The 25,260-nt window shown below is 69.1% G+C and carries 15 protein-coding genes; 10 read left to right on the top strand and 5 right to left on the bottom strand.

Features of this window, described 5'->3' with window-relative positions; genetic code table 11:
- Positions 1–312: 312 nt before the first annotated feature.
- Both ACWDN5_RS29715 and ACWDN5_RS29710 read left to right on the top strand, forming a co-directional pair.
- Entirely contained in the window at positions 313–1,155 is an 843-nt protein-coding gene (locus ACWDN5_RS29715; protein WP_449678608.1) for an SDR family oxidoreductase, read from the top strand.
- A gap of 111 nt (positions 1,156–1,266) precedes the next feature.
- Positions 1,267–2,322 carry an alpha/beta hydrolase gene (locus ACWDN5_RS29710; protein ID WP_449678607.1) on the top strand — a complete coding sequence of 352 codons (1,056 nt, stop codon included), beginning with the start codon at positions 1,267–1,269 and terminating at the stop codon, positions 2,320–2,322.
- Positions 2,323–2,365: 43 nt separating this feature from the next.
- Here the strand turns inward: ACWDN5_RS29710 and ACWDN5_RS29705 are convergent, their stop codons facing one another.
- The 3 genes from ACWDN5_RS29705 to ACWDN5_RS29695 all read right to left on the bottom strand — a co-directional run bounded on the left by ACWDN5_RS29705 (position 2,366) and on the right by ACWDN5_RS29695 (position 5,782).
- Positions 2,366–3,571 (bottom strand): acyl-CoA dehydrogenase family protein, encoded by a 1,206-nt coding sequence (locus ACWDN5_RS29705; RefSeq protein WP_449678606.1) that lies wholly within the window; start codon positions 3,569–3,571, stop codon positions 2,366–2,368.
- 21 nt (positions 3,572–3,592) lie between these two features.
- The gene (locus ACWDN5_RS29700) at positions 3,593–4,888 is read right to left on the bottom strand and encodes an acyl-CoA dehydrogenase family protein (protein WP_310974160.1); all 1,296 of its coding nucleotides are present in this window, start codon (positions 4,886–4,888) and stop codon (positions 3,593–3,595) included.
- 96 nt (positions 4,889–4,984) lie between these two features.
- Complete coding sequence (locus tag ACWDN5_RS29695; RefSeq protein ID WP_449678605.1) at positions 4,985–5,782, bottom strand: SDR family NAD(P)-dependent oxidoreductase; 798 nt, start codon at positions 5,780–5,782, stop codon at positions 4,985–4,987.
- Positions 5,783–5,882: 100 nt separating this feature from the next.
- On the opposite strand from ACWDN5_RS29695, the gene ACWDN5_RS29690 reads away from it, so the two are divergent.
- The gene (locus tag ACWDN5_RS29690) at positions 5,883–6,707 is read left to right on the top strand and encodes a helix-turn-helix transcriptional regulator (protein WP_310973326.1); all 825 of its coding nucleotides are present in this window, start codon (positions 5,883–5,885) and stop codon (positions 6,705–6,707) included.
- Here the strand turns inward: ACWDN5_RS29690 and ACWDN5_RS29685 are convergent.
- Positions 6,702–7,907 (bottom strand): low temperature requirement protein A, encoded by a 1,206-nt coding sequence (locus ACWDN5_RS29685; protein ID WP_449678604.1) that lies wholly within the window; start codon positions 7,905–7,907, stop codon positions 6,702–6,704. The two genes, ACWDN5_RS29690 and ACWDN5_RS29685, sit on opposite strands and share 6 nt — an antisense overlap.
- Before the next feature lie 154 nt (positions 7,908–8,061).
- Between ACWDN5_RS29685 and ACWDN5_RS29680 the strand changes: the two genes are divergently transcribed.
- The 4 genes from ACWDN5_RS29680 (at position 8,062) to fxsT (ACWDN5_RS29665) (ending at position 15,819) form a co-directional block, all read left to right on the top strand.
- The gene (locus ACWDN5_RS29680; protein ID WP_449678603.1) at positions 8,062–8,931 is read left to right on the top strand and encodes an effector-associated domain 2-containing protein; all 870 of its coding nucleotides are present in this window, start codon (positions 8,062–8,064) and stop codon (positions 8,929–8,931) included.
- 175 nt (positions 8,932–9,106) lie between these two features.
- On the top strand, positions 9,107–10,549 hold the full coding sequence (locus tag ACWDN5_RS29675) for a VMAP-C domain-containing protein (protein ID WP_449678602.1): 1,443 nt from the start codon (positions 9,107–9,109) through the stop codon (positions 10,547–10,549).
- Complete coding sequence (locus ACWDN5_RS29670; protein WP_449678601.1) at positions 10,527–11,579, top strand: AAA family ATPase; 1,053 nt, start codon at positions 10,527–10,529, stop codon at positions 11,577–11,579. The genes ACWDN5_RS29675 and ACWDN5_RS29670 overlap by 23 nt, the downstream gene beginning before the upstream one ends.
- 1 nt (position 11,580) lies before the next feature.
- Positions 11,581–15,819 (top strand): FxSxx-COOH system tetratricopeptide repeat protein, encoded by a 4,239-nt coding sequence (fxsT, locus tag ACWDN5_RS29665; RefSeq protein WP_449678609.1) that lies wholly within the window; start codon positions 11,581–11,583, stop codon positions 15,817–15,819.
- 8 nt (positions 15,820–15,827) lie between these two features.
- On the opposite strand, the gene ACWDN5_RS29660 is transcribed toward fxsT (ACWDN5_RS29665), so the two are convergent.
- Complete coding sequence (locus ACWDN5_RS29660; protein ID WP_449678600.1) at positions 15,828–17,642, bottom strand: aKG-HExxH-type peptide beta-hydroxylase; 1,815 nt, start codon at positions 17,640–17,642, stop codon at positions 15,828–15,830.
- 629 nt (positions 17,643–18,271) lie between these two features.
- Here ACWDN5_RS29660 and ACWDN5_RS29655 point away from each other — a divergent pair.
- Genes ACWDN5_RS29655 through fxsT (ACWDN5_RS29645) form a run of 3 tightly spaced genes read left to right on the top strand, consistent with a single transcriptional unit; the run spans position 18,272 to position 25,257 of the window.
- The gene (locus ACWDN5_RS29655; protein WP_449678599.1) at positions 18,272–19,756 is read left to right on the top strand and encodes a VMAP-C domain-containing protein; all 1,485 of its coding nucleotides are present in this window, start codon (positions 18,272–18,274) and stop codon (positions 19,754–19,756) included.
- Entirely contained in the window at positions 19,749–20,846 is a 1,098-nt protein-coding gene (locus ACWDN5_RS29650) for an AAA family ATPase (RefSeq protein WP_449678598.1), read from the top strand. Before ACWDN5_RS29655 ends, ACWDN5_RS29650 begins: the two co-directional genes overlap by 8 nt.
- Before the next feature lies 1 nt (position 20,847).
- Positions 20,848–25,257: an FxSxx-COOH system tetratricopeptide repeat protein gene (gene fxsT / locus ACWDN5_RS29645; protein ID WP_449678597.1), complete on the top strand. Its 4,410-nt coding sequence runs from the start codon at positions 20,848–20,850 to the stop codon at positions 25,255–25,257.
- The last annotated feature ends 3 nt before the right edge of the window (positions 25,258–25,260 follow it).

Genomic DNA, 25,260 nt, shown 5'->3' with positions numbered 1-25,260 from the left:
GACGCGGTCGAACTTGCCGTTGACCGACCGGGGCAGCTTCGGCAGCACCTCGACCCGCCGCGGCAGCATGTACGCGGGCAGTTCCTTCGCCAGCGGCCGGCGCCACCGCCACGGTGGAAATCCCCAGTGCCGTGGCCGCGAAAATGTGGGACAAGCGCATGTCCGTCTCCTTTGCGGTTCGGATGTCGCCAGGCTAGGAACGGCGGACCGGTCGTCGCCTCGGGAATCCCACTGAAATTGCCCCGGGGAGTGGCGCCGTCCCGCTTCAGGGGCGACACTGTTGACGCGGTGCCAACAGACGAAGGAGTCGGCATGGAACTCGCGGGCAAGGTCGTGGTGATCACCGGGGGCGGGCAGGGGATCGGCGCGGCGACCGCGTCGGCGCTGGCCCGGCTGGGCGCGAAGGTGGTGATCGGCGACGTCGACCAGGTCCGGGCCGAGAAGACCGCCGGCGAGCTGGGCGCCGACGCGCTGCCGCTGGACGTCACCGACCTCGGCGGCTTCACCGCGTTCCTCGACGAGGTCGAACGCCGCCACGGCCGAATCGACGTGCTGATCAACAACGCCGGCATCATGCCGCTCGGCGACCTCGAGACGGAGAGCGACGCGACGACCCGGCGTCAGCTGGAGATCAACCTGCACGCCGTCATCCACGGCACGCGCGAGGCGGTGCGGCGGATGCGGCCGCGGCGGTCCGGGCACATCGTCAACATCGCGTCGTTCGCGGGCAAGGCCGGCTTCCCCGGCGCGGCGACCTACTGCGCCACCAAGCACGCCGTCGTCGGGCTGTCCGAGGCGGTGCACCTGGAGCTGCACGGCAGCGGTGTCCACGTCTCGTGCGTGATGCCGGGCATCGTGCGGACGGAGCTGGCGAGCGGCCTCGCCGAGGCGAAGTTCTTCAAGTCCGTGCGGCCGGAAGATGTGGCGGACGCCATCGTATCCGCGCTGCGCAAACCTCGTTTCGACGTTTTCGTGCCCCGCTCGCTGGGCACTATGGGCAAGCTCACGCGGCTGCTGCCGCGGCGGGCGGGCGAAGCGTTCTCGCGGGCGTTGAAGGCGGATCGGCTTTTGGCTTCAGCAGCCCATTCCCCGGCCCGCGCGGCGTACGAAGCCCGCGCCGCGGAGAGCGGGCCCGGGGTAACTCGGACGGACTAGCGACCGTCCGAATTGGACGTGCTTGCCGGGTGCTTGCGGGTGTGCCGATGTTGAGTCCGCCCGCCCGGCCCGGCAAGATTGCCCCGGATCGGTTTCGGGAGGCACGAGCAGATGATTTCACCACCCGCACGGCTGGCCGCCGCGGCGTCGAACGTGGTCAGCAAGGTGCTGCACGGCGGCGTCGCCGACCTGCGCCCGATGCCGCGGGTGCTGATCGACCAGGGACCCAACCGCTCGCTATACCGGATGACCCACAGCGGCGGCACGGTGTCCGGGCCGCCGATCCTCCTGGTGCCCCCGCTGGCGGCTCCGGCGATCTGCTTCGACCTGCGTCGCGGCTGCAGCCTCATCGAGCACCTGATCGACGGCGGCCGCAACACCTACCTCGTCGACTACGGCATGGTGGCGTTCTCGGACCGCCGCCTGGGCATCGAGCACTGGATCGACGAGGTCCTCCCGCGCGCGATCCGCCGCGTGAGCGCGGACGCCGGCGGCCAGGACGTGCACCTGGTGTCGTGGTCGCTGGGCGGGATCTTCTCGCTGCTGGTGAACGCCGACCAGCCGGACCTCCCGATCGCCTCGATCACGGCGATCGGCTCCCCGGTCGACTTCACGGCCATCCCGATCGTGGCACCGTTCCGCCCCCTGGTGGACCTGACCGGCGGCCACCTGCTAACGCCCATCTACCGCGTCTTCGGCGGCGCACCGTCCTATTTGGTCAGCCGCGTGTTCCGCGCGACGGGCATCAGCAAGGAAATCACCAAGCCCCTGGCGATCCTGTCCCACCTCGACGACCGCGACTACCTGGCCCAGATCGAGGCCGTCGACCATTTCATGAGCAACATGTACGCGTACCCGGGCCGCACGTTCGGCCAGCTGTACCACCGCCTGTTCCGCACGAACGACCTGGCGGAGGGCAAGGTGGACCTGAACGGCCGGATCATTTCGCTGTCCTCGGTCCGGGTGCCGACCATGGTGGTGGCGGGCGAGAACGACACGATCGCGCCGAGGCCATCGGTGGAGCGCGTGGTGGAGCTGCTGGACAAGGCCCCCGAGGTCCGCTTCAAGACGGCGCCGGGCGGGCATCTGGGCGTCCTGACGGGGCGGAAGGCCCGGGGAACGACGTGGCGGTATCTGGACGAGTTCCTGGACGACCAGATCGCTTGAGATGTCGGCAGGGCCGCCCCGATTGCCGGGGCGGCCCTGCCGCTTACTTCAGCTCAGCCGAAGACTTCCCGAGGATCCGACGCGCCACGATCAGCTGCTGAATCTGCTGCGTCCCCTCGAAGATGTCCAGAATCTTCGCGTCCCGAGCCCACTTCTCGAGCAGCGACTCTTCGCTGTACGCCCCGGTGAGCTCGACGCACTTCAGCGCGATCTCCACCACCGAGCGCCCCGCCTTGGCCTTGGCCATCGACGCCTGGAGTGAGTTCGGCTGGCGGTTGTCCGCCATCCACGCCGATTCCAGCGTCAGCAGGTACGCCGACTCGTAGTCCGCCTCCAGGCGGAGGAATTCCGCCGCGGCCGCGTGCTGGCTGTTCGCCGGGCGGTCGTAGTCGATGGTGATGCCGGCGGACGTGAGGATCTCGCGCGTCTCGTCGAGGGCCGCGCGGGCGACGCCGATCGCCATCGCCGCCACCAGGGGGCGGGTGTTGTCGAACGTCTGCATGACGCCCGCGAAACCCTTGGCCGTGTCGATTTCCGGGGTGCCCAGCAGGTTCTCGCGAGGCACGCGGCAGTTCTCGAAGCGCAGTACCGCCGTGTCCGAAGCGCGGATGCCGAGCTTGTGCTCGGTGCGCACCACCTCGAAGCCCGGCGTGCCCTTCTCCACCACGAACGACTTGATCGCCGCACGGCCCTTGCTCTTGTCCAGCGTCGCCCAGACGACCACCGCGTCCGCGCGCTCGCCTGAGGTCACGAAGATCTTCTCGCCGTTGATCACGTAGTGGTCGCCGTCGAGGCGGGCCGTCGTGCTGACCGCCGCCGAGTCCGAACCGAAGGCCGGCTCGGTGATCGCCATCGCCGCCCACATGCCGGAGAAGCGCTCGAGCTGCTCGTCCGTGGCCACCGAGCCGATCGCCGCGTTGCCGAGGCCCTGACGCGGCATCGACAGCAGCAGGCCGACGTCGCCCCAGCACATCTCGATCGTGCCGAGGACGACGTTCAGGTTGGCGCCGTTGCGATTTCCCTTGGCCGAATCGTCCTTGCCGGACCGCCGCACACCCGCCGCGCCCGCGCCGCCCTCGCCGGACGAATTCAAGCCGTCCAGCAGCGCCGCGAACATGTCGAGCTCGCTCGGGTACGTGTGTTCCGCGCGGTCGTACTTGCGCGAGATCGGCCGGAACACCTCGGCCGCGGCCTGGTACGCCTGGTTGATCAGCGCGCCGGCCTTCTTGGGGACTTCCAGGTTGATCATGGTCCAAAGCCTTTCCGAAGCCTAGAGAAGGACGGCGCCTTCCATGACGCCGATGGCCCGCAGGTCCCGGTACCAGCGCTCGACCGGGTGCTCCTTGACGAAGCCGTGCCCGCCGAGCAGCTGCACGCCCGCGTTGCCGATCTGCATGCCCTTGTCCACGGCCAGCTTCCGTGCCAGCGCGACCTCACGGGCGTAGGACTTGCCCTGCTCGGCCCGCGCCGCCGCGCGCAGCGTCACCAGCCGCAGGCCCTCCAGCTCGATCGCGATGTCGGCGACCGAGAACGCCACCGCCTGCCGGTGGCTGATCGGCTCGCCGAACGCGGTCCGCTCGTTGACGTAGGGGACGACGTAGTCGAGGACGGCCTTCGCGGTGCCGGCGGCCAGCGCCGCCCAGCCCAGCCGCGACAGCCGGACGACCTCGGCGAAGACGTCCGCCTTGCCGCCGCCGAGCAGCGCGCCCGCGGGCAGGTGCACGCCTTCGAGGTGCAGCTTGCCGGTCGCGGCGCCGCGCAGGCCCATCGCCGGCTCGGCCTCGATGGACACCCCGGCGTTCGACGACTCGACGAGGAACAGCGCCGGACCACGGCCTTCGAGATCGGCCGACACGACGAACAGCTCCGCCTGCGTCGCCCGCGGGACCAGCGACTTGACGCCGTCGAGCTGGTAGCCCTTCGGGGTGCGGCGCGCCTTCGTGGCGGGCTTGAAGGGGTCGTAGAGCGCTTTCTGCTCCTGCAGGGCCAGCGCCGCGGCCGGGACGTGCTCGCCGGTGAACGCGGGCAGGTAGTCGGCCTGCTGCTGCTCGTCGCCCCAGCTGACCAGCGCGGTGCTCACCGCGGACGGCGCCAGCACGGCCACGGCCAGGCCGAGGTCGCCGTGGGCCAGCGCTTCCGCGACGAGCGCGTTGGTCACCACCGAGCGTTCGGTGCCGATGCCGCCGAGCTCCTCGGGGATGCCGACCAGGCTGATGCCCAGCTCGGCGGCCCGGCTCAGCAGGCCTTCGGGCGCCTCGAGCTTGGCGTCGGCGTCCGCGGCGGCCGGCCGCAGCTGCTCGGCGGCGAACTCGGTCACCGTTTCGACGATGAGCTGCTGGTCCTCGGTCGGCGTGAGGTCGAACAGCCCGGTGTCGGCGGCCGGCGTGAGCCGGGCGGGCTTGCCCAGCTTCTGCACCGACTTGAACGACCGGGTCGCCGCGCCGGCGACGCGGAAGCCGTTGCGTGTCCCCGCGGTGACCAGGCCTTCGAGGGGCTTGCGCAGCCCGGCCCGATCGACGACCTTGCTCCCGGCCAGCCGGGTCAGCGCGGACAGGCCCCAGCCCATCGCGTCCCGTTTCCTTGGCGCAGCCATGTGGCCCTCCATCCCGTTACCTACTCGCGAGTAGGTTAACCCGCGCGCCGGGATAGCGCCAGTGCGGGTTCAGACGCGCGTCAGCCGGGCCGAGATTTCCCACAGCTCGCGGGCGCCGACGGCCGGGCGTCGCCGTTCGAGCCGGGGCTGTCCGCCCGACCGGCCGCCCGGGCCGACGTAGGCGTTGCCGGGGACGTCTCCGGTCGCGGCGAACAGGATGGGGAGGGCGCCGTACTCGGCCTTCTTCTGCGCGATCAGCGGGTAAAGCGTTTTCAGCAGGACGGCCTGGACACCGCCGAAGTGCCGGTCGATCCCGGTCCGCGCGACGCCGGGATGGGCGGCGACGGCCCGGACCGCGCTGCCGGATTCGGCCAGCTGCCGCTGGAGTTCCTGGGTGAACAGCAGGTTCGCGAGCTTCGACTGGGCGTAGGCGCCCAGCGGCGAATACCGGCGGCGCTCCCAGTTCAGGTCGTCGAGCCGCAGCCGCCCGCGCCGGGACAGGTTCGAGGAGACCGTGACGACCCGGCCGGTGAGGTGCGGCCGGAGCAGGTTCGTCAGCAGGAACGGGCCGAAGTGGTTGACGGCCATGTGCGTCTCGAAGCCGTCGGCGGTCTTCGCGTACGGCACGGCCATCACGCCCGCGTTGTTGATCAGGACGTCCAGCTCACCCCGCCAGCCGGTGGCGAACTCGCGCACCGAGGCGAGGTCGGCGAGGTCGAGCCGCCGGACTTCGGTGGCGCCCGGCGGGGGCGTGACGCGGGCGGGGTCACGGACGGCCAGCACGACACGGGCCCCGGTGGCGGCGAGTTCGCGGGCGACGATGGCGCCGAGGCCGCTGCCGGCCCCGGTGACGAGGTAGGTGGTCATGCGCCCAGCGTCACCGCGCCGGCCGGGGTGCGGCAGAGCGCGCCGATCGGGGGATCGGCGATCCCTGGCACCGGCCGGGCGGACGCCGATAATCGACGACGTGGACCGCACCGCGCTCGCCGACTTCCTGCGCCGCCGCCGGGAAGCCCTGCGCCCGGACGACGTCGGGCTGCCGCCGGGGCAGCGCCGCCGCACGGCCGGGCTGCGCCGCGAGGAGGTCGCGACGCTTTCGGGCATGTCGGCCGACTACTACACGCGGCTCGAGCAGGAGCGCGGGCCGCGGCCGTCGGAGCAGATGCTCGCGGCGATCGCCCGCGGGCTGCGGCTCACCCTGGACGAGCGCGACCACCTGTTCCGGCTGGCCGGGCACACCGCGCCGGCCCGCCTGTCGCGAACGGACCACGTCAGCCCGCCGCTGATGCGTGTGCTGGACCGGCTGCACGACACGCCGGCGCAGGTGATGTCGAACCTCGGCGAGACGCTCGTGCAGAACCGGCCGGCCGAGGCGCTGCTCGGCAACGAAACCCAGCACCGCGGTCCGGCGCGCAGTGCGGTCTACCGGTGGTTCACCGACCCCGCCGAGCAGCGGATCTACCCGGAGCCCGCGCGCCCCGGCCACGCCCGGTTCCTGGTGGCGAGCCTGCGCGCCGCGAGCGCGACCGACCGCCGGGCCACCGAGCTGGCCGGGCTGCTCACGGCGAAGAGCGCGGAGTTCGCGCAGCTGTGGGAAGCGCACGAAGTCGCGGTACCGTCCGAGCGGCGGAAGACGATCGTGCACCCGAGCCTCGGCGAGATCGCGCTCGACTGCCAGCTGCTCTTCACCGACGACCTCGCGCAGGTACTGCTGGTGTTCACCGCCACGCCCGGCAGCGAGGACGCGGAGAAGCTACAGCTGCTGTCGGTCGTCGGCCCGCAGTTGCTATGAGTGTTCGGCGTGCACCTTCCGCCGCCACTCGCCGAAGCGGAGCCGCTCGAAGGTGATGAGCCCGAGCACCGCGGCGGCCACGAGCAGCAGCAGCGCCGCGGCGGGCACGTGCTCCAGCAACGGCGTCGCCGCGACCAGCAGTACCCCGAGGACCACCCGCTGGACGTTCCAGCTGCCGAGGTTGCGCTTGCGCAGGGCGCTCAGCGCGATCAGGTAGAGCGCGAGGCCACCGGTCAGCGTCCAGATCGGCACGCCGTGCAGCGCTTCGCCGGGCGTGTGGTGCTCGGTGTCGGCGATGTAGAGGAACGCCTTCTTCAGCCCGAGGGCGACCAGCACGATGCCGGCGATGAGCGGCAGGTGCAGGAAGGTGTAGGAGTCGGTGGCGAGCTTCGTGCGCTCGGTCCCGGTGGCCTGGGTGAGCCGGTGCTCGGAGACGCGCGCGACGACGTCGAAGTAGGTCCACCACATCCCGGCCGCCAGCCCCAGCCCGCACACGGCGGCCCCGGTGATCAGCCACGACATCGGCAGCGCCCCGATCCCGATCCCGATGGCGACGATCGACTCGCCGAGCGCGATGATCACGATGAGCCCGAACCGCTCGGCGAAGTGCGCGGGCGAGTTCAGCCGCCACCCGTCCGGCCCGGCGAGGTAGACGTTGAGGTAGTCGACCAGCAGCGCCACGACCCACAACCCCAGCTGCCAGGGCCCGCTCAGGAACGCGGCCACGCCGAGCAGGACGACGCTGGGCAGCAGCCCGACGAACATCTTGAGCAGCACCCGCCGCAACCCCGGATCGTGCTTCGCGGCACCCAGGTAGGCAACGAGGTGCAGCAGCCGCACGAGCGCGTAGCAGACGACGAACAGCACGGGTGCGAACAACCCGCCGGGGTGGTCGACGAAGGCTTCGGGGATGGTCAGCGACACCAGGAACATCACCGCCATCGCGCCGAACATGGCCAGCCGCGCGATCCCGTGGTCGACGTGGATGGTGTTCCCGAGCCACGCATAGCTGCACCAGCACCACCACAGCACCGCGAGCATGGCCACCCCCTGCACCACCCCGGTGGGGCTCAGGTGGTCGGCCATCAGCTGGGTGGTCTGGGTGATGGCGTAGACGAAGACCAGGTCGAAGAAGAGCTCGATGGTCGAGACGCGGTGGTCCTCATCCGCGCTCACCAGGTGCAGGCGTCTCGTGGGCACGCCGAATTATGGACGAAACAAGGTCAAGAAGGTCCGGTTTCCGCGTAACGCCCAGCGCGAACATGGCCGAGCGTGCATGGGTCTGGGACAATGAGCGGCGGACGTGGGGAGGTGGGTCGTGCATTCCTATGCGGCCGCGCTACACCGGACGATCATGGCTGTCGACATCGCCGGTTACAACAACCCGAACCGGACCATGGCGCACCTGCGCGAGGTCCACGACGGCTTGTGGCGGGTCCTGCGCACGACGTTCGCGGAGACCGGCTTGCCGTGGGACGTGTGTTTCGTGGAGAACACCGGCGACGGCGCGATGATCCTGCTGCCTCCGGAGATCGCGAAGGCGGACCTGGTCGCCCAGCTGCCTTCGCGGATGCGTGACGAGCTGTGCCGCTACAACCACCTGCGCGCACCCGAGGCGCAGATCCACCTCCGCATGGCGTTGCACGCGGGCGAAGTGGCCCAGGGCAGCCACGGATCGGTGAGCCGGGCGGTGAGTTTCACGTTCCGCATCCTCGACGCCCCGGAGGCGAAAGGGGCCCAGAAGGAGTCGAAGGCGGACCTGGCACTGATCGCCTCGGAGCTGATGTACCAAGAGGTGGTGTGCCACGACCCGGCCGCCGACCCGAAGGCCTACCGCCGCATTCCGGTCAAGGTCAAACCCGGGGAGAACGCCGCGTGGGCGTGGTTGCGTCTCCTCGGCACCGTCAACGGCGCGGTGGTGGCCGCGCCGAAGATGACCAAGCACGAAGCGCTCGCGGCGTTGGTCGAAGCACTGCTGGCGGTGCCGTGCGTGCGCAAGCCCGAAAGCCGGCGACTGCTGCTCGAACTGTTCGGCCGCCGGGAAATCGCCGACGTGGTGCCGTACCACGCCGAAGATCGCCTGCACGTCATCGCCTTGGTTCGGACGTGCCAGCGCTTCGACGACGGGCTGGCCGACCTCCTCGGAGCGGTCCGGACTATCGAGCCGGACTCCCCGCAGGTCGCGGCGCTGGCAGCGATCATCGACGCGTGGCCGGATCGCTGACCGGCTGGTTGTTGTCCAGCTTTTGCCCCTTTTCCTGCTGAGCCTGCTGGGTAGACTCCCCATTCTCGGCAGGTGCCGGCGAGAGGGGGTTCGTCGAGTGTCGGCCGGTGAACGGGCCTACGGCCCCGAGTTCCGAGCCCGGCCGGGCACCCGGATCGCGGTCCGCGAAGCAATCGTGAACGAATTGGCGACGGCCGGCCTGGCTGTTGATCCAGCGGGACGCGCATTGCTGCTCGACCTGATCTGTGCCGACCTCGGTTTCCCGTTGACGGTTCCCGAGCAGGCGACCGGACGCGACCACCTCATCGAGGTCGTGAACGCGTGCGCGAAAGTCGATGGTGGCTTGGAGGCACTCGCCGGCGCGGTCAGGATGATGCGGCCCGACTCGCCGGAAACCGACGCCGTGTGGCGGCTGGTGCGCCAGCCGCGCATGCACGACCTGCTGCCGGACAACGAGCTGGTGTGGCTCCGGTCGGCTCTGTCGGGACTGGTCCCGCCGAATCTCGCCACTCTGGTGCGGCGGGCCGCGGGCTCGGCCGAAGCTCCGGCCGAAACCCGGGACGCTTGGAGCGCTTTCGCCGCGCTGTCCGACCTGAATGCTCCAGCCGACGGCCTGCCGCCCGCGCTGGCGTTTGTCGAACTGATCGCGGCCAAGTGCACTCGGGGACTCGGGGACGAGCTGCGGCGCTGGAACACCGGCCAGGCACGGCGGCTCCAAGCGGAGGAGCGGCTGGCCGTTCTGCGCGCGCAGCCCGAACCCGAGTCGCAGGAGAAAGCGCGGCTGCACCTGATGATCGTCGTCCAACCGGATGGTATCGACCCCGGCCGTCACCTTGTTTCGTACTGGCGGCAGGAGGATTCAGCCGAATGGCCCCCCGCCCGTGGGGGTATCGAAACGGTCGCGAACGACCAGCTCGAACGACACGTCGACGGGTTGGTGGTGGAGGCCGAACAAGCGTGGTCGGAGCACCGCGGTGAGGTCGCCCTGGAATTCGTCCTGCCCCGTGCGCTGCTCACGCTTCCGGTCCATCTCTGGTGCAAAGAACACGATTCCGGTGATCCACGGCCGCTGTTCCTCGATTACCCGATCGTCGTGCGGTCCCTGGAACGGATGCGTTCCCGGCAGTGGCACCGCGCCTGGCGGGTGCGCTGGGAAGCGTTGATGGCCGATCCTTCGGCCGATCGGGTGTATTTCTGCACTTCCGAAGACACCGGGGAACCGCACCGGCTGGACGCCATCCTCAGTGATGAGCAATGGGTGGTCCTCGTGCTCGCGGAGGCGCCTGCCTCGCGGCCACGGCCCGGAGAAGACGGCCTCGCCGCAGGATTGCGGTCCGGTCTGCCGGCACTACTATGGCACCCCGAGGCTTCGCTCGATCTTTTGCGAGAGGTGGTCACGTGGCTGGTCGACAGCGGTGGTCTCAGCGATCTTCCCCTCCGGGTGCAGAAATCCCGACGAGCGGCGTTCCGGAAAGTCACCGTCCCGCTGGACTTGAGCTTGGCGAAGAATCTCGTCGTGCTTTGGGACGATCCGAGCAGACTGGTTTTTCTCGACGCCCCGAAATTCGGTCCGGCTTCGTCGGCGGTGATTGCCGATGAACGAGATCGTAGTCCCTGAAAGTCCGCCGGACTGGTGGGTCTACCGCGGCACCGGCGTGCCGGATCCGCATTCGGCCCTGCGGCTGCCGAAACCTCCGCCGTGGCGCAAGTTCGACGGTATGCCGGCGCCGGACGAGACCGTCGTCGAGGCCGACGACGGGGAGACCAAACGGCGGCTCGGCCGGGTGGCGTCCGTGCCGAGGGCCGACGTCCACGAAATCGACATGGTGAACGCCGCCCTATACCTCCGCCGTCCCCTGCTCGTGACCGGCCGACCGGGCAGCGGCAAGTCGAGCCTCGCCTTCCGCATCGCCAGGGAACTATGTCTGGGCCGGGTATTGCGCTGGCCGATCACTTCGCAGACAACCGTCAAGAACGGGCAGTACGGATACGACGCGATCGGTCGTGCGCAGGCGGCGGGTGCACGGGCGGCGGCGGCGGGTGCCGGCGGGGCCGAAGAACCGCCGATCGGGGAGTTCGTCAGGCTCGGTGAGCTGGGAACGGCGTTCCTGCCGCGGAAACTGCCGCGGGTGCTGCTCATCGACGAGCTGGACAAGTCCGAGGCCGACTTGCCCAACGATCTCCTGAGCGTTTTCGAAGACGGCGAGTTCGAGATACCCGAGCTGGTCCGCGCGGCGCGGCGGACGCCGGTGGTCGAAGTGTTCACTGCCGATCCCGACGCGACCGCGATGATCTCGGGCGGCCGCGTGCGGTGCCACGCGTTCCCGATCGTTGTGATCACCAGCAACGGCGAGCGGGACTTTCCACCCGCTTTCCTGCGGCGGTGCCTGAGGTACGAGACGAAGGAGCCGGATGCCGAGCAGCTGGCGGCCATGGTGGCGGCGCACCTCGCTGACGCCGACGGCGAAGACTGGGCCGGGATCATCGAGGATTTCGTGAGCCGCAGCGAAGCTTTCGGTGGCCTGCCGGTCGACAAGCTGCTCGAGGCGGTCTACCTGGCGACGTCCGGCGCCTACCGGCCCGGGGACGAGGCCTGGCCGCGGCTCGTGGAAGCGTTGTGGCGGCAACTCAGCTCAGTGGTGCCTTGAGGTGGCGCCGGAACCGCCGGAGGTTCCGGCCGTCGCCGACCTGAACTGGAGCGAACTCGGCGACGCGGTCTGGCTCGCCATGGCGATCGGTGAGGCGGAGCCACGGAGCCATCCCGAGTTCGAGCCGGCCGGGACGGCGCCGGACGAATCCGGACCGGCCGACGGTCCGCTCGACCCACCCGAGGAGCCTGCCGGACCGGCAATACCTCCGCTCGACCTGACCGGCGACCGCCTGGTGGCGGGATTCGCCAAGAGCGCGGAGATCTTCCGCGCGTCCGGCGGCCGGGCACTCGCGGGACCGTCCAGAGCTCTTCCCGACTCGGCCGGCATCCTCCGTGCGCTGCGGCCCCTGAAACAGACCCGCCCCTCCCGCCACCACGACGACCTGGTCCTCGACGAGGAGCGGACCGCGGAGAATGCAGCACAGGACCGGCTCTGGCTTCCTACCACGAAACCGGCACTGGTCCGCGGGTTCGACCTGACGGTCGTCGTCGACTCGAGTCCGTCCATGCCACTGTGGCAACCGACCGTGAACGCGTTCTTGACCGTACTGAACCAGCTGGGGGCGTTCCGCAGCGTCCAAATCCGCCGGCTGGAGACTGATGGCTGGATCGCCGACGAGTTCCGTGGGCCCGTCCTGCGCGGCGCCACGCCGGGAGCGCCCGAGCGCCGCCCCGCCGAGCTGCTGGATCCGTCGGGGCATCGGTTGCTCATGGTGCTGACCGACGGAATGGGGAACGCCTGGCGTCACGACCTGGTGTCGCCACTCCTCGCGCAGTGGGGACGCTCGATGCCCGTGTCGATCGTCCACCTGCTTCCGCAACGGCTATGGGGCCGCACGGGACCGCAGCTGCACCAAGCGCGGCTCACGACGCCGGGGCCGATGCGACCGAACCGCCGCTACGGTCTCGAACTGCCGGACGCATGGCTGACAGGCGAAGACCCGGAGACCGCGGGCGCGGGCGCAGTTCCGGTCCCGGTGGTCGAGCTGGACGCTCGCTGGCTCGGCTGGTGGACCGGGCTGGTGACCAGGGCGAGGCCGGATCCAGTGCAAGCGGTGGTTCTGCTGGCGCGCAGCGAGCCTCAGCCGGAGGCGTGGTGGGAGGAGGAGCCGGAGCCCAAGCCGTCCGCCCGGGAACGTGTCCGCCAGTTCCGGGGGGCCGCGTCAGGCGTGGCCTTCCGGTTGGGCACTTTGCTCGCCGCCGTACCGGTCAGCCTGCCGATCGTGCGTTTCGTGCAGGCGGAGCTGGTTCCCGAGGCGGTGACGGCGGACCTGGCCGAGGTGTTCGCCAGCGGATTGCTCGAGGCGGCGGCGACCGCCGAACCCGAAGCAGGCACAGTGTTCGACTTCCCCGGCGAAATCCGGGCGGAACTGCTGGCGGCCGGGCGTCGGTCGGAGACCGCGGAGGTCGTGCTCGCCACGACCCGGCGGTTCGGCGACCGGTATCCGGTGCTGCGTCGGATTGTCAACGCACTCGACGATCCGGATAACACACCGATTCCCGAAGCCGGCACGGAACTGGCCGACATCGTGCTCGAGCGGGCGATCATGCAAGCTCTGTCCGGGCCGTACACGGTCCGAGCCGAGCGCTTGAATCTGATCGAGACCGAACGCGCGGCCGGTGCAGCGCCGGACGGCACCGCCGGCGATGGGGAAGCTGCCACGTCGGGTGACGCGATGGTCGCCCACGTCCGAGACGAAGCTGCGGACTCGCTGCGCCGGGTCAAACAACTGACCACTGACGCACCCGCCGTCTGGGGTGCGGTGCCGGCGCGGAACCCGGAATTCATCGGCAGACGGGACCTGCTCCGGGCCGTGTCGGCGGATCTCGCCGAAGACGGCCGAGCGGTGGTGCTCGGGGTGGGTGGTCTCGGCAAGAGCCAGGTCGCCACCGAGTTCATCTACCTCCACCTGGATGACTACGACCTGGTGTGGTGGGTCAGCGCTGCCCAGGAAACGCAAATCCGGGCTTCGCTCACCGAACTGGCTCGGCAGCTCGATCTGCCGGGTGCGGAGGAAACGCTCACCGCGGTCCCCGCCGTCATCGACGCCCTCCGGCGTGGTGAACCGTACCGCCGATGGCTTCTCGTCTTCGACTCGGCAGGCTCGCCGGAGTCGACCCGGCAGTTCCTGCCCGTCGACGGACCCGGCGGCATCCTCGTCACCACCCGCGACACCGTGTGGCGCGAAGAAGTGCCGCACACGATCGGCATCGGCCTGTTCGCGCGCGGCGAAAGCGAAGAGCTGCTGCGACGACGCGATCCCCTGCTCACCGCGGACCAGGCCGAGCAGCTGGCGTCCCGGCTCGGCGATCTGCCACTGGCGCTGGCCCAGGCGGCAGCCCTGCGCGCGGAAACCGGTATGCCGGTCGCCGAATACCTGCGGCTGTTCGACGAGAAGGTCACCGAAATCGTCAGCGCCTCCGCACCGACCGAGTACGAGGTGCCGATCGCTGCGGCGTGGAACGTCTCGTTCGACGAACTCGGCATTCGCAATCCCGCCGCTCACCAGCTGCTCCAGGTTTGCGCGTTCTTCGCTCCCGAGCCCATATCGCGCCGACTGTTCACCGGTGTGCGGCGGGTTTCGATCGCGCCGGAGCTGGACCGCGCGATGCGCGACCCGACACTGCTGGACGAGGCACTGCGGGAAATCAACCGGTGGGGGCTCGCCAAGGTGGACCACCGCAGCGACACCCTCGACCTGCACCTGCACTGGCTGGTGCAGCTGGTCCTGCGGAACCGGATCTCCGCTGAGGACCGGATGCAGATCCAGCACAGCGCCCACCTGCTGCTGGCCAACCACGACCCCGGCGATCCGGCTGCCGCACGACTTTGGCCTCAGTACCACGCCGTGCTGCCGCACATAGAAGCCGCCGACGTCATCGGTTGCGACGACGACTGGGTCCGCGAGCTGGTCATCAACCTCCTCAAATTCCTCTACTACTGGGGTGACCACGCGGGCGCGACCCGGCTGGCCCAGGAGGTTGTCCAGGCTTGGACGGAGCGGTTCGGCGAAGGTGACCCGCTGACGTTGGAGGCATCGGAGCGGCTCGGCTACTTCCTGTGGGTGCTCGGGCGATACGAGGAGGCCGAGGTCATCAACAACCGGACTCTGCTCCTGTATCAGCAGAAGGAGGCGGCCGGGCAGCGGTCGGTGCAGACACTGAACGCCCAGCTTTCGGTCGCGGTGGTGCTCAAGGCACGCGGGGACTTCGCCGGAGCCCGCCAGCTCAACCTGGCGACCTATAACGAGGCGGTGTCTCTGCTGGGCGTGAACGATCCGAAGACGCTGACCGCCGCGCACGATCTGGTGGTGTCACTCCTGCTGACGGGAGAGTACGACGAAGCGCGGCGAATCGGTGAAGACACCTACGAGCGTTGTGCCGACCTTCTGGGCCCGGACAACGCCGCCACCATCCGCACTCTGAACATCCTCGCGATCTGCCGGCGGGAGAGCGGGGACTACGCGCTGGCGCGTGTCGAACTCCAGAAGGTCGTCGAACGAGTCCGTCGTCTCGTCCGCGAAGACAACGCCGGCGTGGTCAGACGCGAGTACCACCTCGCGGTCGCCCAGCGCAAAGACGGACTGCACGCGTCCGCGCTGGCGCTGTCCCGACGCGCACTGGACCGGTTCCGGGTCCGGTACGGGCCGCGGCACCCGAGCACACTGCCCTGCGCGCTGGCGCATTCGATCGACCTCCGGTACGCGGGCGATCTGGAGGGCGCACGGGCGCTCGGCCGGCAGGCGGTCGAGCTCTACCGGGCGAGCCTCGGCGGGCAGCACCCGCACACGTTGATCGCGGAGATCGATCTCGGCGTCACGCTCCGCCGGCTCGGAGCCGCCGCGGAGGCGAAGAAGCGGGACGAACGTGCGTTCAAGGACCTGCGGGCAATCCTCGGTGCCGATCACCCGCAAACCATCGCGGCCGCGGTCGACCTCGTGAACAACCGGGCTGCACTCGGCGAAGGTCGGGCGACTTCGGAGCGGATCTTCGACCAGGACACCCGGACTCTGGCCCGGGCCCGCCGGATCCTCGGCGAAGACCATCCGGTGACGCTGGCCGTCCACCTCAACCGCGCTCTGGACTTGCGCAGGCTGGGCCGACACCGGGAAGCGAACGCCCAGCACCAGGACGTCGTCGCGCGCTATCGCCGGGTGCTGCGGGCCGATCATTCCGCGACCATCTCGGCCGAAGAATCGGTTCGAGCCGAATGCGACATCGACCCTACGCCCCTGTGATCCAGCGGTCAGGCGCCGATCCAGCGCGCGACGTCTTCCGGTGACGGCGACGGCCGCGGCCCGTCCCGCAGAATCCGATGCACCGCGCGAACCAGTTCCGGTCGCTCGAGGAGGACCTCGGCGGTCCGGTGCTGTCCGGCGTGCCGCAGAGCCAAGCCCAGTCCGATCAGCGAGCCGGGCGCGTCCGGATCCCGCCGTAGATCGGCGCGGTACTCGGTGATTGCGTCTTCGGCGCGTCCGTCGATCAAGGCGAAGTCGGCCTCGGACAGTCCGGGCACCTGGGTCCACACCTCTCGCGCGCGTCGTTCGCCGTCCGGCCCGAGCCGCACGCGCAGCAGATCGATCCTCGCTTCGGACCACTCGCCGTCGGGGTCGGTGACCAGCGAGGGTTCTGCGGAGGCGAGTGCGGGACAGGAAAGACCGGAGCGCCAGGCCGCGGCCAGTTCGGCGACATAGCCGGAATCGGGTCGGAAGTGGCGCAACCGCCAGCCGCCGTGGTGTTCCATGGCGGCCCACGCCGCCCAGTGTGCGGCCATTGGGGACACGGGCTCGTCCAACCAGGGCAGTACGGCTTCGGCTACCTGGCCCAGGAAGCGGTCGCCCGCCTCCGTGAGTGCGTCGTCCTTGCGGATCCCGTCGAGCGTGTGCCAAACCTGGTGCCGCCAGTGGGCGAACTCGAAGGCGGCCAAGTCGTCGTCGGGACAAGCGGCACTGAGGGCCCGGTAGAAGGCCGTGACCCCGAAGAAGGCGTAGATGCCGTGAATCACTCCGCCCAGCGGCCGGGGATCGTCCCGCCACGGCGCGTAGATGCGTTGCCTGCGGTCGTCGTCGTGCAGCCGGACGAGCTGGAGCAGGCCACCCAGCCGAATGTGCTGGAACTCGTGCAACAGCGTCGCCGCGAGCGCGGCCGGATCGTCGGGACGACAGATCACCGCACTGCCGAACGCCTCGCCGCTCGACGCACTCGGCAACCTGAAGGGGAAGGACGGCTCGGGGACGATCGAATCGAGACCGATGGGCAAGGCGTCGGCGAACCCGGGAGCGTGGGTCACCAGCAGACGCCAGGCCTCGGAGAGCATGCCGTGCCAATGGCTCAGATCGCCGTCGCTCAGCCGCTCGGGCGCGAGCGGGCGGAACAACCCCCGATAGGGGTCGACGTCGTCGAGCCGCAGGGTGAGCTGTTTTCCGCCCGATACCAGCTCGAACGTCCTCAGTCCGAGCCAACCCGGTGTATCGGTGACCGGTTCCGACGGGATCCGCACCGTCGCGACCCCGTCGGTCACCACGATCTCCCCCTCCCGGACACAGACCTCCGCGGTGGTGAACTCCCCGGTGCGGGGCAGCCGCGCGACCCCCAGCGTCGGCAGTGCGACGTCGCCGTTCCACACCGGCACGGCAATGCGGAAGGAATCGAGGCCGGCTCGCAACGCAGCCGCCGCGGCGAGCGAGTGGACGTGGCCCAGAAGCAGCCAAACGGGTCGCGGGTCGATTCCGGGGTTGCGCAGGACACGAGTGATCAGACCGGCCCAGCTCCCCGTGTAGGGGTGGACAAGCACGGCGTCCAGGGCGCTCGGATCCGCTTCTTCTGCGCGTTCCAGGAGTTCCCATGCCAGCTTCGGCGAAGGCAGGGGTGCGTGCAGCTCCGGGTTCGCCGCGGTGTCGTCGATCAATCCGCGCAACAGGAGCAGGCGGCGGCTGCGCTCGGCCGCCCGCAACCGCCGGACTGCCTCGGGTCCGCCGGAGGAACGCGCAAGGAGATCGAACTCTTGCCAGGAAAGCCAGTGGTGCGCCGGGCCGTGAGGGACATCATCCGTGCTGGGCACGGTCAGTGCTCCTGGTGCCGGGCTATTCGACCCGTTGGGCACCGGCACTCCCGCTCGCGGTCACCGGGATGTGTGCAGTGCGCTCGACGGCGTGCCGGACCGACCGGTGCAGGGATGTTGAATCCAGTGTCCGAAGTACGGACAGTGGTGTCGAGCTCAGGTCCAGGAGTTTGGATTCGACCCCCGGTTGCCCGGCGCCCACCGGCGATCGCATCGAGCTGGTCCCCTCTCACATGACCGTCCTCTCTGGACGGGAGGCAGAGAAAATATCACGCCTCGTAGTTGTCTCCTCGGGTGGTGGCTTTTTACCGTTTCGCCTGGTGAGCGGAGGTTTCGTCACGACGGTCTCGTCATCCTACGCCGGTTGCGGGCTCGCGTTTGGAGTTTCGGATGACTTCTCTCCGTCACATCGGGGTTTACGCAACGAAGCCGGGAGCGGGCTTTCGTGGCCGTTCCGCTGCTAGCCGGAAAATTGTTTACTTCGGGATTCACGAAAGGCTGAAGCAATGGCTCACCGGCCGGGTCGGCCCGGGGTGGTGTGTCCACCTTTTGCCCTGCCACGGCCATCCTCGGCAGGTAGACTCACGATCTTCAGTGCGCTTCTCGGGGGTGGGCAGGTGGTGCGTCCGGTGGCGAGGCAGGAGCAACTCGGACCCGGATTGGCCCTGCGCAGGGCGCTCGTGGATGTGCTCGTGACGGCCGGCTTCGCCGATGACAAGTCGATCCGCATCCTCATGGTGGCCGAACTGCGGGAAGTGCTCGATCACCCGTTCACCTTCTCGGACCAGCTCGCGGGGCGCGATCAGTTGATCGAAATCGTCTCGGCGTGCGCTCGGCTCGCGGGCGGGCTGGCCGGCCTGGCCGACGTACTCGACTTCCTCCGGCCCGGCAGCAGGGAAAGTGCCGAGGTGCGGGAATTGATGGCCGCCTTCCGGGTGCACGAGGTGGTGCCCGAGGCGGAACAAGAGCGGCTGATTCAGCGGCTGGCCGGTTTCGCGCCGCCCGGGCTGGGGGAAGCCGTCCGGCGGGCGGCCAGGTACGTGTTCCCGGTCCCGAAGTACCAGGACGCCGCGGAAGCGTTTTACGGATTGGCGGACTTCAACGCCGCGCCGGGAGAGCTACCGCCACCCTTGATCTTCGTCGAGGCGATTGCGCGCCAGAGCAGCCCGGACCTCGCCGCGGAGCTCCGCGAGTGGCTCGCGGGGCAGGTCCGGCGGCTGCGGCTCGAAGACGCGCTGGCGGAACTCCGGGCGGAACCGGAGCCGGACACGGCGGATCCGGGCCGCCTCCACCTCATGATCGTCGTGTGGCCGGACGCCATCGACGACGACCTGTACCGCCTTTCTTACTGGCGGCAGGACGACGCGGGCGTCTGGCCACCGCCGCTCGGGGAAACCTGGATGGTCCGCTGCGCGGAACTCGAGTCGTACGTCGACCGGGTGGTCGCTGCGGCCGAGGAGGCATGGGCAGGCAAGGCTGCGGACGTCGTGATCGAATTCGTGCTCCCCCGGCGTCTCCTCGACCTCCCGGTGCACTACTGGTCCGCCGACCGTGCGTCGGGTTCTCCGAAACCGCTGTGTTTCAGTTATCTCACGATCGTCCGGCCGCTCGAACGGATGGCGTCGCCGCGCTGGCATCGGGCGTGGCGCCGACGGTGGGCATCGTGGGTACGCGATCATTCCTTCGAACGGGTGTATTTTTGTCAGCCTGGTGACCGCGAGGATCGCTATCGGCTCGAGGCACGCTTGAGCGATGCGCAATACGGTATGGCCGTGCTGACCGAATCGCCGCCGGTCAGCACCATTTCCGAGCACGATGAACTTCTGCCGGCACTGCGTGCTGGCGTGCCGGTCATCGCTTGGCACCCTTCGGCCCCTGCGGAAGCCGTTCGCGAAGTGGTAGTCTGGCTGGCCTGGTGCAGTGGGGGACTGGGGGATTTGCCCACCCTGACGAGGAAGTCACGGCTGGACGCGTTCCGGAATCCGGAGGCGTCTAAAGGCGACGGTGTCGTCAAAGACCTGGTGGTGCTATGGGACGACCCGAACCGCTTGCTTCCCGTCGGCGAAACCGGGATCATCGGGCCGCCCGAGGGAGGTGCCGACGAGCGTGAGTGAGCTTCCTGACCACACCGCCCGAAGCGGGCCCCATCCGGACAGCCCTCCGGACTGGTGGATCTACCGTGGCACCGGCCGTCCGCTCCACGACGTCCGGCTCGCCGACCTGCTGCCGCCGCCTCCCCCCTGGCGCACCTTCCGAGGGGCTGAACTGCCGGAACGGGACGTCTTCCCCGCCGATGACGGAGAAATCGACCGAAAGCTCGGCACGGTGCTGAGCTATTCGACGCGGCACGTCGACCGGCACGAAGTGGAGATGGTCAACGCGGCGCTCTACCTGCGCCGCCCACTGCTGGTCACCGGGCGGCCGGGCAGCGGGAAGTCGAGCCTCGCGTACCGCATTTCCCGGGAACTGGGATTGGGCCGGGTCCTGCGCTGGCCGATCACTTCTCACACGACGTACAAGTCGGGTCTGTATGACTACGACGCGATCGGCCGGGTGCAGGCGGCGGCCGCTCGCAAGGAACTCGCCGCTGCCGAACCTCGGAAGCAGACACCGGGGGACGCGCCGGTCGGCGAGTTCCTCCGGCTCGGAGAGCTGGGTACCGCCTTCCTGCCGCGCCGGCTGCCCCGCGTGCTGCTGGTCGACGAGCTCGACAAGTCCGAGTCCGACCTTCCCCACGACCTGCTCGGGTTGTTCGAAGACGGGGAATTCACCATTCCCGAGCTGGCCCGCGACGTCCGGCACCAAGAACGAGCGACGGTGTTCACCGCGGATCCCGGTTTCACTGCGGAGATCCGCGAAGGGCGCGTCCGGTGTTCGGCGTTCCCGGTCGTCGTCATCACCAGCAACGGGGAACGAGAGTTTCCCCCGGCCTTCCTCCGGCGTTGCCTGCGGTTGGAGACCCAGGAGCCCGACGTCCACCAGCTCGCGGCGATGGTGGCGGCCCACGCCATCGATGGTTCGGAAATGCGCGAAGGGCTGATCGAGGACTTCGTCGCGCGCAGCGCGGCTGTCGGCGGCCTGCCCGCGGACAAGCTGCTGGACGCGGTTTTCCTGGCGACTTCGGGCGCCTACCAGCCGGACGACGAATACTGGCCGCGGCTGGTCGACTCGCTTTGGCGCCAGCTCGACTCGCAGGTGTCGTGACATGGTCGCGCGGCCGGAGCCCATCCCGGGCGACCACGATCTGACCTGGTCGGAGCTCGGGGACGGCCTCTGGCTGATGGCAGCGATCGAGGCGCGTTCACCCACTCGTGCGCCGGAGTCGGCTGCGGAACCCGAGCGTCCGCACTCGCCGGGACATCCAGGCCGCGTCGGTGAACCGAACCCCGAATCCGGAACCACGCAGCCGCCGGAATGGCCGGCCGCCGGCTCGGGGAAGGTCTCACGGGAAGAAGAGCGTCCGGTCTCAGCCGGGCCGGGCGGCGAGCCCGGTGGGTTTCCTGCACCGTCGGTCGTCGAGCCGGCCGGGAGTCCGGTGGGCGAGGCTGCGACGCTCGGTGTCTCCTCGACGCCCGTGCTGCCCGGTGCGGCCGCGATGCTCCGTGCATTGCGCCCGTTCAAGCGCAAGGTGCGAACGACCGATCCTGACGACGTGGAACTCGATGAGGAACGGACGGCCGAGCGGGCCGCCCAGACCGGGACGTGGTTACCGGTCACCCGGCCCGGCCGCAGCCGCTGGCTCGATCTGACCGTGGTCATCGATTCGAGCCCTTCGACCGTGTTGTGGACTCCTACGGTGAACGCGTTCGTCCAGCTCATCGAGCGGCTCGGCGCTTTTCGCTCGCTGCGCGTCCGATTGCTCGAGACGGGCAAGACGGGAACTGCCGAGGGCGGGGCAGTCCTCGGCCCGGTGCTGCGCGGTGGCACCTCGGAGGCGCCGTCCCGCGGACCGCGGGAGGTGATCGGATCCTCGCGCCGGAGCCTGGTGCTCTTGGTGACCGATGGGATCAGCGATGCCTGGCGCCGAGACCTCGTGTCCCCGATGCTCGCGCAGTGGGCCCGCGCGATGCCGACCGCGATCGTGCACCTCCTACCGCAGCGGCTGTGGGCGCGCGGAGGCGTCGCCGTGCACCAGACGATCCTGACTCCGCCGGGGCCTCTCCGGCCCAACCGCTACTACCACGTCCGCCCAGCGGATCCCCTGCTCGACCGCGAAGAGGCTGCCGAGCTGACCGCCGGGGCAGTGGCGGTTCCGGTGCTGGAGCTCGGGGATCGGTGGTTGCGCTGGTGGGCGAATCTCGTCACCGGAACGGGGACCGCGCCGCGAAAAGCCACCGTCGTACTCGCCCGGGACGAGCCCAGGCCGGTCGACCCCGACGCCGCGCTCGGGGAGCGCTCCGCGACCGAGCGCGTCAGGAACTTCCACAGTTCGGCGTCGCCGTCCGCGTTCCGCCTGGCCACGTTGCTCGCGGCAGTACCGGTGGACATCGGGATCGCCCGCGCGCTGCAGGCGGAGCTGGTTCCGGAGTCCGGTCCCGATGACCTGGCCGAGGTGTTCACGAGCGGTCTGCTCGAACAGGTGCGGGGCGAGACGTCGTGGGATCGCACGCAATGGGAATTCTCCGGCCAGGTCAGGGAGACATTGCTGCGCGGGGCGCGGCGGTCCGAAACGGCGCACGCTGTGCTGGCCGCCTCGCGGCAGTTCGGTGACCGGTTACCGGTGTTGGCACGGCTGCGGGCCGCACTGGCGGCGCCCGATTCGACACCCGATCCGGTGCTGCCGACCGCAACCCCCTCGGATATTGCTCTCGAGCGTGATCTCATGCGAGCCCTGTCGGGTCCTTATCTCTCTCGAGCTAGTAGGCTTGAACATCGTCTGCCCTCAACGGGAACAACTCCGGATCCTGGTAAGGAAAAATCGAACACAATGGCGAGTGACACCATGTCGGAAGGACTCAAGACTCCGGCTTCTGAAGGGGTCGAGGAAAAAGTAGTCGACACTCACCCGCCAGTGGACGATATACCCCCGAACGTGCGATCTCGGGTTGTGGCAACGGTAGCCGAAGCTACCGCACGGTACGAGCGGCGGACCGGCGACGAGGCTCCGCCGATCTGGGGGTCCATCCCGCCGAAGAATCCGAATTTCACCGGCAGACACGAGCTGCTGGACCAGCTGAGTCAGCGGCTGGGAGCCGGGACGACCGCCGTGCTCCCGGCCGCGCTGCACGGGATGGGTGGTATCGGCAAAACGCAGATGGCGGTCGAGTACATCTACCGTCATCTGCAAGATTACGACGTGGTGTGGTGGATCCAGGCCACCCGGGCCACTCAGATTCGAACCTCGCTCACCGAACTGGCACAGCACCTCCGGCTACCCGGCGCGGAAGAGTCGATCACCGCGGTTCCCGCCGTTCGTGAAGCGCTGCGGCTGGGGCGGCCCTACCGGCGCTGGTTGCTTGTTTTCGACTCGGCCGAAGACCCTGAAATGGTACGGCCGTTCTTCCCGGTCGACGGTCCCGGGCAGATCTTGGTGACTTCGCGAAACCCCAGCTGGGCTGGTATTGCTCGGCCTCTGGAAGTGGCTGTGTTCCGGCGCGAGGAAAGCCGAAAGCTGCTCACCATGCGCAGGCTGGCGTTGTCCGAAGAAGACGCCGATCGAATTGCCGAAAAATTGGGCGACCTGCCCTTGGGTATCGATCAGGCTGCGGCCTGGCTGGCCGAGACCGGAATGCCCGCCGTCGAATACCTTCGGCTATTCGACGAAAAGGTGAACGAAATCCTGGACACTTCCTCTCCGACCGACTACGAGCTTTCCGTGGCTGCGGCGTGGAACGTATCCTTCGACCAGCTGAGCTCGAGCAATCCGGCCGCGCACCAGCTCCTGCAAGTATGCGCTTTCTTCGCCCCTGAGCCCATTTCCCGGAGCTTGTTCACCGGCGTGCGCGGTATCTCGGTGTCACCGGAGCTCGATTCGGCACTCCGCGACCCGATGCGGCTCGGCCGTGCCGTTCGCGACATCAACCGCTACGGTCTCGCGAAGATCGACCACCGCAGCGACACACTGCTCCTGCACCGGCTGGTTCAGCTCGTCCTTCGCAATCGGATGAGTGAACAGCACCGGCGGGAGATGCGCCACGGCGCTCACCTCCTGCTCGCGAGGCTGGACCCGAACGACCCGGCTTCGTCGCGGCAATGGCCGCGGTACCAGGAAATCCTGCCGCACATCTACGACGCAGAACTGCTCGAGTGCACCGATCTGTGGGTGCGGCAGCTGGTGCTCAACCTCATGCGGTTCCTGTATTCGTGGGGTGACCACCAGGGCGCGCTCACCTTGGCGGAACGCGCGGTCGAAGCGTGGCAGCGCGACCGGAAGGAGCGGGAAGCCCGCGGCGAGGAGCCGTTGGAGGAAGTGCCTGCGCTCGAGATGGAGGCGTCCGAACGGCTCGGCTTCTACCTCTGGACGGTCGGGCATTACTCAGAGGCCGCCGAGGTCAGCCGGCGCACCCTCGACTGGTACCGGGAGACCAGGGGACCCAACAGCGAGGAAGCGCTGAACGCCCAGCGGACGTTCGCGATGATCCTCAAGGCGCGCGGTGAGTTCGCCGAGGCCCGGGAGTTCAACCAAGACGTCTACACCAAGAGCCGCGGCCTGTTCGGCGAGGACGACCCGACGACGATCAGCGCCGGCCACGACCTCGTGGTGGCCTTGCTGCTCGTCGGCGACTACCGCGCTGCGCGCGACCTCGCCGAAGAGATCTACGCTCGCAGCGTCGAGGTCTTCGGCTATGACAACGTCGGTCCGATCGCCACCCAGGTGCTGCTGGTGCTCGCCCGGCGGGAGCTCGGCGACTATCCGTGGGCCCGGATCGAGCAGGAGCGCATCGCCGAGCGCGCGGAGCAGATGTACGGCGGGGACAGCGTCGGGACGCTGCGGCGCCGGTACTTCCAGTCGGTGGCGTGTCGCAAAGACGGTGATCACGAAGCCGCATTGGCCCTTTCCGGCGATGCTCTGGAGCGGTTCCGGACTCGCTACGGCAACGACCACCCGAACGCGATGGCTTGCGCGCTGGGACATTCCATCGACTTGAGGCACGCCCGGATGTTGACTGAGGCGAAAAAGCGCGGCGAAGAGGTCTTCAACCTCTATCGCCAGAATCTGGGCGAGAACCATCCCCACACGCTTTCGGCGGCCCTCGACCTCGGCGTGACGCTGCGGCTCGGCGGCGACCCCGCCGCGGCCAGGGTGCTCGACGAGCGCGCGCTCGAGCAATTCCGTGCCGCGCTGGGCGAAGACCACCCGCACACCATCGTGTGCGCCATCGATGTCGCGAGCGACTGGGCCGCGCTCGATCGGGTGGAAGAGGCGGCGGAGCTCGACGCGGAACTGCTCGAGCGGTCCCGCCGCGTGCTCGGCGCCGACCATCCGACTACGCTGGCCGTTCAGCTCAACCGCGTTCTCGACCTGATCGCCCTCGGACGGGAGGTGGAGGCGGGGGAGCTCTACGAAGACGTCATGACCCGTTACCGCCTGGTGCTCGGTGAGACCCACCCGGGCACGATCGCAGCGTCGAAGAAGACCCGAGCGGACTGCGACATCGATCCGATGCCGCTTTGAGGG

The organism is Amycolatopsis sp. NPDC003731 (assembly GCF_053586895.1).
The sequence above is the reverse complement of the archived record's forward strand: the minus strand, read 5'-3'. Positions and strand labels throughout refer to the sequence as shown.

Coding starts and splice junctions, on each gene's coding strand:
- ACWDN5_RS29700 (WP_310974160.1), bottom strand. CDS start 4,888: ATGGGCTGGGGCCTGTCCGCGCTGACCCGGCTGGCCGGGAGCAAGGTC.
- ACWDN5_RS29680 (WP_449678603.1), top strand. CDS start 8,062: ATGGCTGTCGACATCGCCGGTTACAACAACCCGAACCGGACCATGGCG.
- ACWDN5_RS29715 (WP_449678608.1), top strand. CDS start 313: ATGGAACTCGCGGGCAAGGTCGTGGTGATCACCGGGGGCGGGCAGGGG.
- ACWDN5_RS29710 (WP_449678607.1), top strand. CDS start 1,267: ATGATTTCACCACCCGCACGGCTGGCCGCCGCGGCGTCGAACGTGGTC.
- ACWDN5_RS29670 (WP_449678601.1), top strand. CDS start 10,527: ATGAACGAGATCGTAGTCCCTGAAAGTCCGCCGGACTGGTGGGTCTAC.
- ACWDN5_RS29705 (WP_449678606.1), bottom strand. CDS start 3,571: ATGATCAACCTGGAAGTCCCCAAGAAGGCCGGCGCGCTGATCAACCAG.
- fxsT (WP_449678597.1), top strand. CDS start 20,848: ATGGTCGCGCGGCCGGAGCCCATCCCGGGCGACCACGATCTGACCTGG.
- ACWDN5_RS29695 (WP_449678605.1), bottom strand. CDS start 5,782: ATGACCACCTACCTCGTCACCGGGGCCGGCAGCGGCCTCGGCGCCATC.